13 protein-coding genes and 1 riboswitch are annotated in these 16,088 nt (G+C 40.5%); of the genes, 7 read left to right on the top strand and 6 right to left on the bottom strand.

Annotation, left to right across the window (positions count from 1 at the left end; genetic code table 11):
• Nucleotides 1–219: 219 nt before the first annotated feature.
• Genes ACJJVZ_RS19075 through dapA form a run of 4 tightly spaced genes read right to left on the bottom strand, consistent with a single transcriptional unit; the run spans nt 220 to nt 4,192 of the window.
• Entirely contained in the window at nt 220–1,341 is a 1,122-nt protein-coding gene (locus ACJJVZ_RS19075) for a succinylglutamate desuccinylase/aspartoacylase family protein (RefSeq protein ID WP_405602772.1), read from the bottom strand.
• A 5-nt stretch (nt 1,342–1,346) separates the two neighbouring features.
• Complete coding sequence (locus ACJJVZ_RS19070) at nt 1,347–2,552, bottom strand: PLP-dependent decarboxylase (protein ID WP_405602770.1); 1,206 nt, start codon at nt 2,550–2,552, stop codon at nt 1,347–1,349.
• Nucleotides 2,552–3,292: a 2,3,4,5-tetrahydropyridine-2,6-dicarboxylate N-succinyltransferase gene (locus ACJJVZ_RS19065; RefSeq protein ID WP_193155001.1), complete on the bottom strand. Its 741-nt coding sequence runs from the start codon at nt 3,290–3,292 to the stop codon at nt 2,552–2,554. The genes ACJJVZ_RS19070 and ACJJVZ_RS19065 overlap by 1 nt, the downstream gene beginning before the upstream one ends.
• Nucleotides 3,293–3,307: 15 nt before the next feature.
• Complete coding sequence (gene dapA, locus ACJJVZ_RS19060; RefSeq protein ID WP_405602768.1) at nt 3,308–4,192, bottom strand: 4-hydroxy-tetrahydrodipicolinate synthase; 885 nt, start codon at nt 4,190–4,192, stop codon at nt 3,308–3,310.
• A 129-nt stretch (nt 4,193–4,321) separates the two neighbouring features.
• A riboswitch (Lysine riboswitch) is annotated at nt 4,322–4,522 on the bottom strand.
• A gap of 191 nt (nt 4,523–4,713) precedes the next feature.
• Between dapA and ACJJVZ_RS19055 the strand changes: the two genes are divergently transcribed.
• The 6 genes from ACJJVZ_RS19055 (at nt 4,714) to ACJJVZ_RS19030 (ending at nt 13,399) form a co-directional block, all read left to right on the top strand.
• A complete protein-coding gene (locus ACJJVZ_RS19055) occupies nt 4,714–5,409 on the top strand; it encodes a DNA-3-methyladenine glycosylase I (RefSeq protein WP_077536713.1) in 696 nt (231 codons plus the stop codon).
• 11 nt (nt 5,410–5,420) lie between these two features.
• The gene (locus ACJJVZ_RS19050; protein WP_405602766.1) at nt 5,421–6,830 is read left to right on the top strand and encodes a protein adenylyltransferase SelO; all 1,410 of its coding nucleotides are present in this window, start codon (nt 5,421–5,423) and stop codon (nt 6,828–6,830) included.
• Between the two features lie 226 nt (nt 6,831–7,056).
• Complete coding sequence (locus ACJJVZ_RS19045) at nt 7,057–8,121, top strand: OmpA family protein (protein WP_405602763.1); 1,065 nt, start codon at nt 7,057–7,059, stop codon at nt 8,119–8,121.
• A 602-nt stretch (nt 8,122–8,723) separates the two neighbouring features.
• Nucleotides 8,724–11,321 (top strand): bifunctional aconitate hydratase 2/2-methylisocitrate dehydratase, encoded by a 2,598-nt coding sequence (gene acnB / locus ACJJVZ_RS19040; protein WP_405602761.1) that lies wholly within the window; start codon nt 8,724–8,726, stop codon nt 11,319–11,321.
• 200 nt (nt 11,322–11,521) lie between these two features.
• Nucleotides 11,522–12,154, top strand: coding sequence for a 2OG-Fe dioxygenase family protein (locus ACJJVZ_RS19035; RefSeq protein WP_273049063.1), 633 nt, complete (start codon nt 11,522–11,524; stop codon nt 12,152–12,154).
• A 9-nt stretch (nt 12,155–12,163) separates the two neighbouring features.
• Nucleotides 12,164–13,399, top strand: coding sequence for a cysteine desulfurase-like protein (locus ACJJVZ_RS19030; protein ID WP_405602759.1), 1,236 nt, complete (start codon nt 12,164–12,166; stop codon nt 13,397–13,399).
• Between the two features lie 20 nt (nt 13,400–13,419).
• On the opposite strand, the gene ACJJVZ_RS19025 is transcribed toward ACJJVZ_RS19030, so the two are convergent.
• The gene (locus ACJJVZ_RS19025) at nt 13,420–14,124 is read right to left on the bottom strand and encodes a 2OG-Fe(II) oxygenase (RefSeq protein WP_405602757.1); all 705 of its coding nucleotides are present in this window, start codon (nt 14,122–14,124) and stop codon (nt 13,420–13,422) included.
• Nucleotides 14,125–14,148: 24 nt separating this feature from the next.
• On the opposite strand from ACJJVZ_RS19025, the gene ACJJVZ_RS19020 reads away from it, so the two are divergent.
• Entirely contained in the window at nt 14,149–14,553 is a 405-nt protein-coding gene (locus tag ACJJVZ_RS19020; protein ID WP_405602755.1) for an acyl-CoA thioesterase, read from the top strand.
• Nucleotides 14,554–14,560: 7 nt separating this feature from the next.
• On the opposite strand, the gene glpD is transcribed toward ACJJVZ_RS19020, so the two are convergent.
• A complete protein-coding gene (glpD, locus tag ACJJVZ_RS19015; protein WP_138585197.1) occupies nt 14,561–16,063 on the bottom strand; it encodes a glycerol-3-phosphate dehydrogenase in 1,503 nt (500 codons plus the stop codon).
• Between the last annotated feature and the right edge of the window lie 25 nt (nt 16,064–16,088).

Below are 16,088 nucleotides of genomic sequence, written 5' to 3'. Positions count from 1 at the left end.
TTTTAATGCAAATTAACCATTTTAGTTAATTTATACCAATTTTATTAAAAACATGATCGTTCTAGCGTATTAAATAACTCACTAACGACGTTAAAAATTATTTATATAGAACAACCTGTATCATAATTTTAGCCTTGTTATTAAGCTATTTCCTTATCGCTATAATAGATCACTAATTTAATGCAATTGGTATTACTCTCACGCAATGAGAAGGGTGAGCTAAAGCTCAAATATGTTAGTAAAAAACTTATAAAGCTCGGTACCTTGATTAACACTCGCTGAGGCAAAGTGCAAAATGGCAATTGCATCGCAATCTAGAGTAAGTGTCTGCAGTGGTTGCTCGCTTAAGTAGCGTTCCATCCGTAAAATATTAGCAATAGGCTCACCAGCTTTAATGTGCCCGCCAAGTGGTGCTATGTATTCAACCATACCGCCAATAGGGGCGTAATAAACAAAGTAGTCGTCTAAATTACACGCATAACGAGTTATATCGGCTGGAGTATGCATTGCATTTTGTAATACGCCTTTGTGGTTTAAGTAACTTAAAATACTGTTTGCATCGTTTAGTGCTTCTTTTAAATCTATTTTTTCTTGGCTGCCTAGCTCTACCGTAAATGCTTCTACAGGTATTGATAATTCGCGACCTTGCCCGCTAAGTGCATCACTTAAATGCCACCATGGGCAAAAGTTAGCTTCGTCCATAGCGCCGTCAAAATCACTAGGTATAAGCAGTACATGTTCAATATTAAAGTAACGCGCGCTGTCGGTTGCATAGATTGGGCAGTACAAATGCTTGCTTGAAATAGGACCCGTGTGTAAATCGAGTACTATATCAGCCTGATGAGCGAGCTTTTGTAGGTTCAGCGCAATGCGCTTACCCGTATTAAGTAAATAAGCAGGGCCGTTAAGTTTGCTGTCTACTTCGTCAATAAGCGCCTGTTTAAAGTTACTTTTTAATGTAGCGTCGTCATACTGAGTATGATTTTGTGCAAACTGCGTCACTAAATTTTTATTGTAGTGGTACATGCGATTCCAATTAGTACCTGTAATCGGATCGAACCTGCCAAGGGTAAACTCGCCCGACTTTTGATTACAACCAATCGGATTTGCATAAGGCACTAATGTAATGTCGCCATTAAGGTTTAGGTATTTTAATTGCTCAAGTAGTTGAAAAATTACCGCGTTACCTTGCACTTCAGCGCCATGCATATTGGCCTGAATGTAAACACTTGGCCCTGTGCCATCGCCTTTTAAACGATATACAGGAATTGTAAGCGGTAAGCCGTTTGCAACTTCCCCTACTACAATGTTCTCTTGGCTGATGTGGGTTGTATTACTCATACTTATTACCTTAAATAATGACTGGCATTTTCAGCTTGGCGAACACAGGTAAGTTCACCGTTTTGCAGGGTATACTCGGCGGCTAGCTCATGGCATAAAAAATACGGCATACTTTCGCTAAAGCCGTAGGCGCCGCATTGGCTAAACACAAGCCAGTCGTGCTCATTTAAATCGCTTGGCAGGTTATGTTTACCTAAGCAATCAAGCGCTGTACAAAGTGGCCCGTATAAAGTGACCGCTTGAGCTTTAGCACTGGATTCACGTAGTAATGCAGCAGGAAAGTCTTGGCTGGTAACAGCGGGGCGTAATAAATGATTTATACCGCCACTTAAAATAACTTGTTGTTGATTATAGTTTTGTTTGCGCTCTACTACTGGGTTTGCGTAATGACCACATTCGCCAACGGCATAGCGGCCAAGTTCCATCCATAACTCTTCTACACCCGCATCACTTTTAATTTTAGCGAGCGCAGCAATTAAGTCATCCCAATCAAGTATTGTTTCGCTTTGTGTATAGGGAATGCCTAAACCACCACCTAAATCGAGAATTTTAAGGCTAATATTTAAATCGCCGGAAAGTTTGCTAAGTGGTGCAATCATTTGTGACCACAATTCGCTTAGCTTTTGCGTGCTAAGCATATTGCCCCATTGAAAAATATGTAAGCCATCAAATTTAAGTGCAGGGTAGTCGGCTACATTGAGTGCTTGCCACTCATCACAACCCAAACCAAATGGCGTAATGCTATCACCACCCAGTGGGTTCTTTTCACCTTCAGGCCAACGTAATTGCACACGGAGTAATATTTGTAACTGCGTATTTTGCAGTTGCGCTTGTTGGTTTAACCAACGGACTTGATTGAGGCTCTCAGCTACAAATATACGTACGCCGCGCTCAATAAAGTGTTTAATTTGTTTAGGGCTTTTTGCAGGCCCTGTGTTGAGCACGCGCTGTGAGCGAATACCTTGTGCAAGTACTTGCTCAAGCTCACCTTTACTTGCTACGTCAAAATTAAAACCAGCGTTGTCTAAGCTTTGAATAACTTTAGACAGTGGGTTTGCTTTTACGGCGTACCACAGTTTTACATCGGTCTGCGCAACTAAACGCGCAAGATGCGTGTTTAGTCTATCTAAGTCGTAAACAAAAAAAGGTGTATCAAGTTGTTGTGTAATAGTATTTACAGCAGTTTTGATAGGCGTGCTTAAAAAGCTCATTATCGTAAAACCTCTTCAAGTAATAATGATGCATCGCTTTGTTCGTCACGGTATTTAACAATTAACGCACACGACATGCTTAGACCTTGCTCGCGTGCCCATTCGTTTGACGCAGGACGAGAGCCCGGTATTACAATGGCATATTCAGGAATAGGCTCGCCTTTATCTAGTTGGCGCTCGTTTACGCAGTCGTATACCGGAATAGTTGCTGATAAACGCACGCCAGGGGCAAGTACTGCGCCTTTTTTAATGACCACGCCTTCAACAATAATACAGCCAGCGCCAATAAATGCATCGTCTTCGACCACTACTGGGCTTGCACCAATTGGCTCAAGTACACCACCAAGCTGCACTGCAGCACTTAAATGTACGTTTTTACCTACTTGTGCACACGAGCCAACTAATGCATGGCTATCGACCATTGTGCCTTCGTCGATATATGCACCAATGTTTACATACGCTGGTGGCATAATAATGGTGCCTTTAGCCACATAAGCACCACGGCGAACACTCGAGCCACCCGGTACCATACGCACGCCATCGTCAGTACTAAACTCTTGTGGAGCTAAGTTATGTTTATCAACAAAGCCGCCTGCAAACTCAGTATTAGTGCCATTTTTAAAGGCTTCTAAAATGCCTTGCTTTACTTCTACGTTAGCTTGCCATTGGCCGCTTTCGTTTTGTGATGCTGCGCGTACTGCGCCCGATTCTAAATTATTTAATAGTTCTAACCAGCTCATTATAAAAACCTGTATTTAATGCCAAGATAAAATGGTGTTGTTTGCAGTTGTGATGCAATCGGTTTGAGTTAACTCAAGATGTGTTAAAGGTGGACGAAGTTGTGGGCTGCTTAAGCGGCCTTGCAAATGCATCAATACCTTTACGGGAATGGGGTTTGCGACAGCAAATAGGCTATCAATAGCACTAGTCCACTGAGCAAATAAATTAGGATGTTGACCACTTAAACTACGTTTAACAAACTCGTGAGTTTGTGCGGGCCATGCGTTTGCAGCTACCGACACTAAACCTTTTGCGCCAGCTTGGGCAAAATAAGGCATTAGCGCATCGTCGCCACTAAATAAGGCTAAATTAGGCGCGGCTTGGCGATAAGCCTCAAACTGAGCAATATTGCCACTGGCTTCTTTTAACGCCCATAATTTTTTATGATTTTGTAAGTTAGTCACTGTTTGAACAGGAATACTGACACCACTGCGGCCCGGTACGTTATAAAGCATACACGGATGAGCACTTGCATCGAGTAGGCTTTCAAACCAATGAGTTTGACCTACAGCGCCGGGCTTTGCATAAAGCGGTGAGCCAAGTAAAAAGCTATGAATTGGGAGTGTATTACAGTAGTTAACCCACTCAATTTGTTGCTTTAAGTTACTACCGCCCACGGCAACCATAAGTGGTACACTTGGTTTTAGCTGGCATACGTGTTCAACAATGGCTTGTTGCTCGTTAAGCGTTAGTGCCAAACCTTCGCCCGTACTGCCAAGTAGTAAAATACCGTTATGTGCCGCTTCTTGATCGCTAACCAGTTTAGTTAACGTGTTGTAGTCAACATCGCCGTGTTGATCTAATGGCGTAACGAGCGCGGTCCATAATGTGTAGTCGTTTATATTGAAGTTATTGGTCATCTCTCACGAACTTATAAGTTATTCGAAGAGTTAAAAAGCTTTATGGAAGGAGCCGCATTAACCTCGTTCGAACTAATAATTCGAAGAGCGAATGGGCTTAAAATAATAGGGCGCATGGCCTTAATATTTAAGACCAGAAGCTCTCCACCAAACTAATAAGCTGCTTGTTATAAGCAGCTATTGGTGACAGTCGCTAGGGTTCAACCTAGTCGCCCGAAATAAACACCTCGCAAAAGTGATTACTTCTCGGCGTTAATTCCCCTCACGTATGCTCACTGGAGTTTGCGCTCCTAACATACGCTACCTGAATAACGCACCTCTTCTAGCCCTTTGCACCTGTTTGAAGGGTAAAACTTACAAACCTGTGCAATTTAAATAGGGTAATTGCAGCGATTAAAGCATTTTAGCCGTCTGGGTGTCAAGCGGCTAAATATAGATTAATTCATCGATAATGGGAGTGGTTACGTATTGGCTGCTTTTCTCGTACACTAGCAACATAAGTAGTGAGGTATTTAATTAGTATGGAAAAATTTAGCGATATTTATAAGCGAGCGGTAGAGCGAAAAGGCTCTGAAAAAATGCTTAAGTTATTACTTGCAAAACCGCTATCTAAAAAACAACTAAGCACGTTAAGTGACGACGATTGGCTGGAAGAATTTACTCGAAAAGTATTTCAAAGCGGCTTTTATTGGTCAGTCATTAATAATAAGTGGTCGGGATTTAGAGAGGTTTTTTGGGATTTTAGCGTTGATAAGTTATTAATGATGCCCCCCGATATGCTGGAACAAAAAGCAACGGATGAGCGTATTGTTCGTAACTATAAAAAAGTAAAAACAATTACTGAAAATGCTTACATGATCCACGAAATAGCACAAGAACATGGCAGTTTTAGCCAGTTTGTCGCTAATTGGCCAGCAGACAATATTATTGGTTTATGGGCGTATTTAAAAAAGCATGGCGCGCGTTTAGGCGGAAATACAGGGCCTTATGCGCTACGAGCACTTGGTAAAGATACTTTTTTACTATCACGCGATGTAGAGAATTATTTGCGTGCCCATAAAATTATAGATGGCGGCTTACAAACTAAAAAGTCATTGAGTGCAGCCCAAGCTTTTTTTAATGAAATGCAAAAGCAAAGTGGCTTAAGTATGCAAGAGCTGAGCTTAATTGTGGCCTATGGTGTAGGTGACAACCGCGTTGGTATAAGTCAGCAATAATAGGAATTACCATGAAATTAGTGCCAAGATATACGCAAATAGCCGAAAGCTTTGCGATAGAAGATTTCCCTGCAAGTGTTGCCTCTCCTCAGTTATTGCTGTGGAATGAGAGCTTAGCAAAAGAGTTTAATATTAACGTTGCTGCTGATTTACGTGCTAGCACTTTTAGCGGTAACGAAAAACAGGCAATTCCTGCAGTAGCACTTGGTTACTCTGGGCACCAATTTGGACATTTTTCACCACGTTTAGGCGATGGGCGAGCGCATTTACTGGGCGCTATTAATGATGATAAAAACCAATTGTGGGATATTCAACTAAAAGGCTCTGGTGCTACTCCTTATTCAAGAGGGGGTGATGGCAGTTGTGCACTTGGGCCCGCTATTCGTGAATACGTAATGAGCGAGGCAATGCATGCACTAGGCATTAAAACTACCCGATGTTTAGCCGTCGTTGGCAGTGGCGAAACGGTTTATCGCAACCCGCCACAAGCAGGCGCCATAGTGACTCGTTTAGCGACGAGCCATATTCGTGTTGGCTCGTTTCAATATTTAGCGACGCAAGGCGATGTTGAAGGACTTAAAAATTTAGCTGATTTAGCTATAGAGCGACATTACTCAGAAATAACTGGTACAGGATCGCAGCGCTATTTAGCATTTTTAGGCGCTGTGATTAAAAACCAAGTTAAGCTAGTTGTGAGCTGGATGCGTGTTGGCTTTATACATGGGGTTATGAATACAGATAATACGTTAGTGAGTGGAGAAACCATTGATTACGGCCCGTGTGCCATGATGAATAGCTTTGATTTTGATACTGTATTTAGCTCTATCGACAAACAAGGTCGCTATGCATTTGGTAATCAGCCAAATATGGCTAACTGGAATTGCGCCCGCTTAGCAGAGAGCTTAATACCACTAATTCATGACGATGATGAACAAGCGGTTTCATTAATGACGCCACATATTAATAGCTTTGCTGAACTGTTTAATATTGAATTTACAGCAATGTGGGCACAAAAATTAGGGTTGGCAAAAGCAGATATTGACGACAGTGATTTGATTGGTGAGCTATTAAAATTATTAAAGGACCATCAATTAGATTACACCAATACCTTTGATGCATTAACTGAATCATTGAAATATAAAGCGACAGTGCCAGACGTGCTAGCACAGTGGGCTATAAAGTGGCATCACCGCACTGATGAAAATAGCTATCAAACAATGCGCCAAGCTAACCCTAGAGCCATTCCACGAAATCACATCATCGAAAAAATAATTACCGAGTATAATGAATTTGGCTCAAGTGATGTGTTAAATCGCTTTACGAAAGTGATAAATAACCCATATTTAGCGAGTGAAGAATTATTAGAGTTCCAGGTTGTGCCAGAGAGTGACAATGGTTATCGCACTTTTTGTGGTACTTAATCATTGATTGTAAATGTAATGGCATGATTATAAAGAGCCATTTTTAATCGTAAACACGCCATCGCTAGGGTAAGCCATGTTCGAGTGGTATTATCCGATGCAATTAAAATAAACTTTGTTTTCGTTAAGTATCGATTAACAAAGGTTAAGGTAGTCTGTACAAAACTGGTTGAGCTAGAGTTTATTAGCTACAATTTATTAGTTGTTAAAAAATGGGAACAAAACAATGAAATTAAAATCACTTGCAATCGCAATTGCGCTAGCTGCAACTAGTGCATCTACATTTGCTGCAGATAAAGAAGAAGGCTTTTACATTGGTGCATTCGGTGATTACTACGATGCTTCATGGGAAAACATCCGCGCTCAAGCTGGCCTTGATATCAATGAATCGACTGGTTGGGGTGCCGAAGTAGGCTATCGTTTCAGTGATTACTGGAGTGCACGAATTGAATATGCAGACATGGATTTTAACGCTTTTGATAAAGTAAATGGTAACCGCAACAATGTTGACGGTGAGCGTTACGGCATTGACGGTTTGTACCACTTTAATGGCGGTCCTTTTTACGGTTTATTCGGTATTAAAGAAATTGACGTTGTTAAAGATAATACGTTTTTAAATGCAGGTGTTGGTTACCAACATTTCATCACAGACGGCTTATTTGTAAATGCAGAAACAGCTGTTTACCAAGGTCTTGATAAAGGTTATACAGATTTAGGCGCTAAAATTGGTATTAACTACTTATTTGGCCAAAACTCTGCACCTGCTGAGCCTGTTAAACCGGCACCAGAACCTGTAGTTGTTGAAGCACCAGTTTCAACTCCTGCTGATAGCGACAATGATGGTGTTGTTAATGCAGATGATAAATGTGCAAACACACCAATGACAGATGCAGTTGATAGCGATGGATGTACTTTATATGAAGAAGCTAAGGTAACGACTAGCTTATTAGTTACATTCCCACATGACTCTGCGATGGTTAAGCAACAATATTTTGACGACATTGCTGCGGTATCAAAGTTTTTGAAAGAGCATACAGAGACAACAGTATTACTTGAAGGTCATGCTTCAGCTGTTGGTGACGCAAGTTACAACAAAAAACTATCTAAAAAGCGTGCAGATGATGTTGCTGATGAGTTAGTTAAAGATGGTATTTCAAGAGATCGTATTAGTACTGTAGGCTACGGCGAAGAACGTCTTAAAAATACAGCTAATACTAAAGCTGCACACGCAGAAAACCGTCGTGTTGAAGCTCATGTATCAACTGTTGAGCGCGTAAAAGTTAAGCGTTAATAGTTAGAATTTAAGTTTTGTAAACCCAGCCACGCGCTGGGTTTTTTTATGCGTATATTAAAAGTAGGTAACGTTATAACAATGGAACTTTATCAATTTGAGGGATTAAACCTGACGCCTAACTGCGTTAAAATTTTCTGATATACAACTACATGGATGCGGATCAACTGTCGATAAACTATAAATAACCTGAACTCTGGATAATAAACCCATCTCGAGCAGCTATTTTCAACGCTAACTGCGTTGAATTTACTTGCAATAGACCCGCTATTGACGCGTAAATTCGCCTTGTTTTCACTGAAAATCTCTGACTAGAAAAAATAAATTTAAATATCACAATAATTCAATATGTTAGTAAATCCCTTAACCAGAGTTAAGGTTAAATAGCAATGATTCTTACTTAATAAACATTCATGAAAATAGATTTTAACCTAACCACTATTCATAATATTTATAGTCGGTATAATCAGTTGCGTAACTGGATGGATTTTCATCTATCTATAAAAGCTTTATAATCACGCGATAGAATACTATAAGTATTGGGTAATATGTTGCGCATGAAGCGCTACCGGATACTTTCACGTCACCAAGAGGGCAATATTGTGCTACAAGAATATCGTAAACACGTAGAAGAACGTGCCGCGTTAGGTATCGTACCAGCGCCATTAGATGCTCAGCAAACAGCTGATCTTATTGAATTAATTAAAACTCCACCGGCTGGTGAAGAAGAGTTCATTTTAGATTTATTAGTTCACCGCATTCCTGCAGGCGTGGATGATGCTGCTTATATTAAAGCAGGATTTTTAGCGGCAGTTGCTAAAGGTGAAGCTAATTCTCCACTTATTTCTAAAGAAAAAGCAGCAGAACTGTTAGGTACAATGTTAGGTGGTTACAATATCGCACCTATGATTGACCTACTTGATGATGAAACGCTTGCGCCGATCGTAGTAAAAGGCCTTTCAAACACATTACTTATGTTTGATGCGTTCTACGATGTAGAAGAAAAAGCAAAAGCAGGTAACACATTCGCTAAGCAAATTATTGAGTCTTGGGCAAATGCAGAATGGTTTACTAATAAACCAGCGGTTGCTGAAAAGATCTCAGTAACTGTATTTAAAGTAACTGGCGAAACAAATACTGATGACTTGTCTCCTGCACCAGATGCATGGTCTCGTCCAGATATCCCACTGCATGCTTTAGCAATGCTAAAAATTGAACGTGACGGTATTACACCTGATAAAGCGGGCGAAGTAGGTCCAATTACTCAGCTTGAAGAATTAAAAACCAAAGGTTTACCACTTGCATACGTAGGTGACGTTGTTGGTACGGGTTCTTCTCGTAAATCTGCAACTAACTCTGTACTTTGGTTTATGGGCGATGATATCCCATTCGTACCAAACAAGCGTGTTGGCGGTGTATGTTTAGGTAATAAAATTGCGCCAATCTTCTTCAACACAATGGAAGATTCAGGCGCATTACCAATCGAATTAAATGTTGATGAACTCAACATGGGCGAACAAATCGACATCTATCCATATGAAGGTGTTGTTAAGCAACATGGTACTGATAAAGTAATTTCTACTTTTGAACTTAAGTCTGATGTGATCTTAGATGAAGTTCGTGCTGGTGGTCGTATTCCACTAATTATCGGTCGTGGTTTAACTGATAAAGCGCGTACATCTCTTGGCTTAGGTGCAACTGATATATTTAAAGTACCAACAGCAACAGAAGTTTCAGATAAAGGCTTTACATTAGCGCAAAAAATGGTTGGTAAAGCATGTAACGTTGCAGGTATTCGCCCAGGTCAGTACTGTGAGCCTAAAATGACAACTGTTGGTTCGCAAGATACAACAGGTCCTATGACACGTGATGAACTAAAAGATCTAGCATGTTTAGGTTTCTCTGCAGATTTAACAATGCAGTCTTTCTGTCATACATCAGCTTATCCTAAGCCTATTGATGTAAACACTCACCATACGCTTCCTGATTTCATCATGAACCGTGGCGGTGTTTCACTTCGTCCAGGCGATGGTATTATTCACTCATGGTTAAACCGTATGTTATTACCAGATACCGTAGGTACTGGTGGTGATTCACATACACGTTTCCCATTAGGTATTTCATTCCCAGCAGGTTCGGGTGCAGTAGCATTCGCAGCAGCAACTGGTGTTATGCCACTTGATATGCCTGAATCTATTTTGGTTCGTTTTAAAGGCGAAATGCAACCAGGTATCACTTTACGTGACCTAGTCCATGCAATCCCTTACTACGGTATCAAACAAGGTTTATTAACAGTTGAGAAAAAAGGTAAAATTAACGAATTCTCTGGTCGCGTACTAGAAATTGAAGGCGTTGAGCACCTAACTGTTGAGCAAGCGTTTGAACTATCAGATGCATCTGCAGAGCGTTCTGCAGCTGGTTGTACAGTTAAATTATCTAAAGAGTCTATCTCTGAATACCTAGAATCAAACATTGTTATGCTTAAGTGGATGATCTCTGAAGGTTACGGTGATGTACGTACGATTGAACGTCGTATTACTGCAATGCAAGATTGGTTAGCTAATCCTGAGCTTATGGAAGCTGACAAAGACGCTGAGTACGCTCACGTAGTTGAAATTGATTTAGCTGAGATTAAAGAACCTGTTCTTTGTGCTCCAAATGACCCTGATGATGCGCGTCTTCTTTCTGATGTTGCTGGCGAGAAAATCGACGAAGTATTCATTGGTTCTTGTATGACTAATATTGGTCACTTCCGTGCTGCTGGTAAGTTGCTTGATGGCTTTAAAGGTCAACTTCCGACTCAGCTTTGGGTTGCTCCACCTACTAAGATGGATAAAGACCAACTTACAGAAGAAGGTTACTACGGTATTTTTGGTCGTGTTGGCGCACGTATCGAAACTCCAGGTTGTTCACTATGTATGGGTAACCAAGCACGTGTTGCAGATAAAGCAACGGTTGTGTCTACCTCTACACGTAACTTCCCTAACCGTTTAGGTAATGGCGCAAACGTATTCTTAGCATCATCTGAGCTTGCTGCAATTGCTGCAATCATTGGTAGACTACCTACAGCTGCTGAGTACCAAGAGTATGCTGCGAAGATCAATGCAACGGCGTCAGATACATACCGTTACTTGAACTTCCACCGTATGCCTGCTTACACTAAAAAAGCAGACAACGTGATTATTCAACAAGCTGTATAATTTTTAAAGTTTGTTTAAAAACCCGCTTCGGCGGGTTTTTTATTGGCTAAAATAAATATTAGATAGTTCATGTTGTTTTTTTTACATTATTGTATTAACTCTGGTCTTAAGTTGCTTTTAAAGTAAGTAATAAAGCAAAAAATCCTCTCAAAATGCATTAAAATCCTCGCCAATATTCTCATTATTTTAGGCGAGATTTTATGACAGCATTAAACAACCAGAATTTACTGCAACTTCGTTTTATTAACCAAGCAAACATTGATTTGGTTAAGCCTTCTTTTGATAACCTACCTGCTAATCCGTATGCAGATGGTGCTTTTCGAAAACGTCGTTATTCAGTAGTTAAAATGCAAAATGGTGAATTACAGTTACAAAAAACCAAAGCATTTGTGCAAGATGATTCAATTAATACCTTCCAAGGTAATGTAGAGCGCACCTATGAAAATCTAGAGCAAAGCTTGCTTGAATCAGAAGGTATGAAAAATATTGTAAATGAGTTTTGCCAAATTACCGGTATTGATGAGCAGCGCGATATAGAAATTCATCAGTTTCGTATGCTTGCCATTGATAGTGATACACCCGCAGCCCCAGAAGGCGTTCATCAGGATGGGTTTGATCATGTGTGCGTATGTGGTGTTTCTCACGAAAATTTAGAAGGTGGCGAACTACTTGTATACGAAAATAAACAAGCAGAGCCGTGTTTTAAAATGGAAATAAAAGACGGTATGTTTGCATTAATAAATGACCGTCAAGTATGGCATAACGCAACACCTATGAACAAAATTGATGCGAGCAAACCAGGTTACCTGGATTGTTTCGTATTAACGTCTTAAGGAATAAGTATGAACATAGCGCAATTACGTGGGCAGTTTCCTGCACTAATGCAAAACGTTGATGGTAAATCGCCGGTCTTTTTAGATGGTCCAGGTGGTTCGCAAATACCACAGCAAGTACTTAATGCAATGACGGCTTATTTAGGGCATTACAACTCAAACTTAGGCGGTGCATTTTTTTCAAGTGATAAAACGGTTGAGTTAATGGCGAATGCGCGCCAGGCGGCGGCTGATTTACTCAATGCACCTAGCTCACAACAAATTGTGTTTGGTCCAAACATGACCAGCCTAACATTTAGCTTTAGCCGTGCAATTTCACGTGATTGGCAGGCAGGCGATGAAATAATTGTAACCAATGCTGATCACTTCTCAAATGTATCGTCATGGCAGCAAGCTGCAGAAGATAAAGGTGTAAAGGTAAATACCGCAGTTATTAATGAAGTAGATTGCAGCTTAGATATGGCGCAATTTGAAAGCTTACTAAACAGCAATACAAAGCTGGTAGCGGTAACTTATGCGTCAAATACCACAGGCTCAATTAACAATATTAAACGCATTGTAGAGCTTGCTCACGCGGTGGGCGCACTTGTTTATGTTGATGCCGTACATTATGCCCCTCATGAGCTTGTTGATGTACAAGCGCTTGATTGTGACTTTTTAGCCTGTTCTGCGTATAAATTTTTTGGTCCGCATTTAGGGATGGTTTACGGTAAAAAAGAACACTTAGAGGGGTTTACTCCTTACAAAGTTGAGCCAGCTAAAGACGTAGCGCCAGGTCGCTGGGAAACCGGCACACAAAGTTTTGAAGCAATGGCAGGTTTTATAGCCGCTGTTGATTACATTGCGGCAATTAGCGAGCTTGATGATAGCTATTCACGACGTGAAAAACTAAGTGTGGCTTTTGCTAAAACTAAACAACACGAAATGGCGCTTAGTGAGCACTTTTTAACGCGCTTAGTTAATTATCCGCGTATAAAATTATTCGGTATTGATGACTTTGATCGCTTAACCGAACGTACACCGACCTTTGCCTTAATTTTCGAAGGGCTTGAACCGCGTGCAGTGTCTGAATTTTTAGGCAAGCATCACATCTGTGTGTGGGATGGTAATTTTTATGCACAAGGCTTGTGTAAACAACTAGGCGTTCTCGACAAAGGCGGTGTAGTGCGTATTGGTTGTATGCATTACAACACCATCGAAGAGTTGGATCAGTTATTTGATTTATTTGATGAACTACTCGGTTAAATCATACTGATTGTGGTGCGCTAGCTTTCAGGCGCACCATATATTTGCTCTGCACGATTAAACAGTACCCACGATGTTAAAATATACTTATCGTTAGATACAGGCTTATTGCCTCGGTGAGTATGTGTAAAGTAGCCAGGCGCTATTACCATTGTGCCTTTTTTAGGTGCTATTTTACGATTTTGATAGTAAAACTCTGTTTCACCACCTTCTTGCACATCGTTTAAATAAAACATGAATAACAATACGCGATGCAAAGCTTCGTTATGCTGTAGCTGCGGATAAACTTCACTGTGCCAATAAGGATAGCCACCTTTATTTACCTCATATTTTTGCGCTTGAATATTACCGAGTCTAAAAATTTGCTGAACAAGCAAAGGTAATTGCGGTTTACCCACGTCTTCAAAATTTTCTTGAGTTAAATCGACAACTTCAGCTGTTTTTGGGTGATAAACCTTTAAGCCAAATGCTCCGATCATCATAAAAATATGTTCTTCAATGTATTTAAAAACATACTGTGCAGTGGTTTGCTGAATATGTTTTAATTGCTGGGCATATTCGGGGTGATTATTTAAATGTAAATCGTGGCTGTCTTTTTTCTTTAAATCGACTCCGCCTGATGTGACCCCTTGTTTTACATGCGGGCTTTGCGTGAATGTAGTAATAAAGTTATCGCAAAAATCATTGCTTAGCGCATTATCGTATACGCGAATAAAGTCCGTCATGAGTTACCTTTTATAAGGATTATTATGTTTATTGAAAAAGTGATGCCGCGCTTTAGTGAAACAGATGCGCTCGGACACATTAACAATACAGTACTCCCTGTATGGTTTGAAGTTGCACGTGCCCCTATTTTTAAATTTTTTACTCCTGATCTTAACCCACACGACTGGAAATTAATTATTGCCAAAATAGAAGTGTCGTTTGTTGGTGAGTTGTTTTACGGCTATGAGGTAACAGTCAAAACCTCTGTAGAGCATATAGGCACTAGTTCTTTTGTGTTACGCCAAGAGGCATGGCAACACGATAAATGCTGCGCAATAGGTAAAGCAATTATGGTGAGATATGATTTTACTGCAAAGGCTAAACAAGCGCTTTCAACACAAGAAAAAAGCTTGCTAAATGAGCATCTCACGACGCAAAGTGAGCCCTAATATTTAATTAACCTCCTACTGCTAAGCGTTGCTCGATGTAATCACTAAGCGCTGCGGTTTGTGTGTCGTCAAAGCGCAGGCCAAGCTTGGTGCGACGCCATAATAGATCGTGTGCGTTTTGTGCCCATTCTTCTTGCAATAAAAAATCAACTTCAGCGGCAAATAAACCGTGGCCAAAGTTTTGGCCTAAATCAGTTAACTGTTTTGCATAGCCTAAAATGTTTTTAGTGCGTGTACCATAAGTGCGTATAAAGCGATTCAATATTTCTGCGGGCAACCAATTATAGTTACTTTTAAACTCAGATTTTAACCGCTCTACGCAGCTAAAGTCACCACCAGGTAATGCGCTGTCTTTAGTCCATGCGGGGCCCATTTGTGGGTAAAACTCTTGGAGTTTATCAACCGCATTTTCAGAGAGTTTACGATAGGTTGTTATTTTTCCGCCAAAGACACTTAGTAACGGTGTTTGTTTATTTTCGCTAGAAAGCGTTAATTTATAATCACGGGTGACCGATTGGGCATCAACCGATTCATCGTCGAGTAACGGTCGTACACCCGAAAAGGTATGCACTATATCGTCGTATTTAATCTGTTTTTTAAAATAACTGTTCGTTACGTTGATTAAGTAATCGATTTCCTCATTACTTATTTTCACATTTCGCGCAGCGCCTTTGTATTCAACATCGGTAGTACCAATTAAAGAATAGTCATCCTCGAAAGGGCTAACAAATACAATGCGCTGGTCTTTATTTTGCAAAATATAAGCATGTGGTTGGCTGTGAATGCGAGGCACAATAATGTGACTGCCTTTAACAAGGCGGATATTTTGTGGCGATTTTTCTGTTAATGCATCATCAAACAGCTTGGCAACCCAAGGACCTGTTGCATTAACAATGCCTTTGGCTGAAATACTATATTGCGATTTAGAATCCTGCTGCTCAAGTGTTACTTGCCACTTATCTTGTTTGCGCTGTGCTTTTACACATTTGGTTTGCGTGGCAATAATGGCGCCTTTATTTTTTGCTGCAAGGGCATTTAAAACCACTAATCGGGAGTCATCAACCCAACCATCAGCGTATTCAAAGCCTTTAGTTATAGAAGACTCTAATACACTATGCTCATCAAATTTTATACTTTTGGATGCAGGTAAGGTAACGCGCTTTGCTAAATTGTCGTAGATAAACAAGCCAATGCGGATCATCCAAGCAGGGCGTAAATGAGGTTGATGCGGTAATCTAAAAGTTAGCGGCCACATAATATGAGGCGCATTTTTTAATAATACCTCACGCTCTGTTAATGCCTCTTTTACTAATCTAAATTCGTAATGCTCAAGGTAGCGTAAACCACCGTGGATCAACTTAGAGCTATTTGAGGATGTTGCACAAGCGAGATCCGCTTGCTCACATAGCAGTACTTTGAGTCCTCTACCTGCAGCATCTGCAGCTATACCTGTACCATTAACTCCGCCACCGATGACGAGTAAGTCATAGTCGTTATTTATTAATTTCATCGATCACCTTGTTTGGTTAGGGTTA

It is taken from the genome of Pseudoalteromonas sp. Ld19, from assembly GCF_045064135.1.
Lineage (GTDB): Bacteria > Pseudomonadota > Gammaproteobacteria > Enterobacterales > Alteromonadaceae > Pseudoalteromonas > Pseudoalteromonas aliena.
This window is presented reverse-complemented; position numbering and strand designations above follow the sequence as displayed.

Coding starts and splice junctions, on each gene's coding strand:
- ACJJVZ_RS19075 (WP_405602772.1), bottom strand. CDS start 1,341: ATGAGTAATACAACCCACATCAGCCAAGAGAACATTGTAGTAGGGGAA.
- ACJJVZ_RS19070 (WP_405602770.1), bottom strand. CDS start 2,552: ATGAGCTTTTTAAGCACGCCTATCAAAACTGCTGTAAATACTATTACA.
- ACJJVZ_RS19065 (WP_193155001.1), bottom strand. CDS start 3,292: ATGAGCTGGTTAGAACTATTAAATAATTTAGAATCGGGCGCAGTACGC.
- dapA (WP_405602768.1), bottom strand. CDS start 4,192: ATGACCAATAACTTCAATATAAACGACTACACATTATGGACCGCGCTC.
- ACJJVZ_RS19055 (WP_077536713.1), top strand. CDS start 4,714: ATGGAAAAATTTAGCGATATTTATAAGCGAGCGGTAGAGCGAAAAGGC.
- ACJJVZ_RS19050 (WP_405602766.1), top strand. CDS start 5,421: ATGAAATTAGTGCCAAGATATACGCAAATAGCCGAAAGCTTTGCGATA.
- ACJJVZ_RS19045 (WP_405602763.1), top strand. CDS start 7,057: ATGAAATTAAAATCACTTGCAATCGCAATTGCGCTAGCTGCAACTAGT.
- ACJJVZ_RS19035 (WP_273049063.1), top strand. CDS start 11,522: ATGACAGCATTAAACAACCAGAATTTACTGCAACTTCGTTTTATTAAC.
- ACJJVZ_RS19030 (WP_405602759.1), top strand. CDS start 12,164: ATGAACATAGCGCAATTACGTGGGCAGTTTCCTGCACTAATGCAAAAC.
- ACJJVZ_RS19025 (WP_405602757.1), bottom strand. CDS start 14,124: ATGACGGACTTTATTCGCGTATACGATAATGCGCTAAGCAATGATTTT.
- ACJJVZ_RS19020 (WP_405602755.1), top strand. CDS start 14,149: ATGTTTATTGAAAAAGTGATGCCGCGCTTTAGTGAAACAGATGCGCTC.
- glpD (WP_138585197.1), bottom strand. CDS start 16,063: ATGAAATTAATAAATAACGACTATGACTTACTCGTCATCGGTGGCGGA.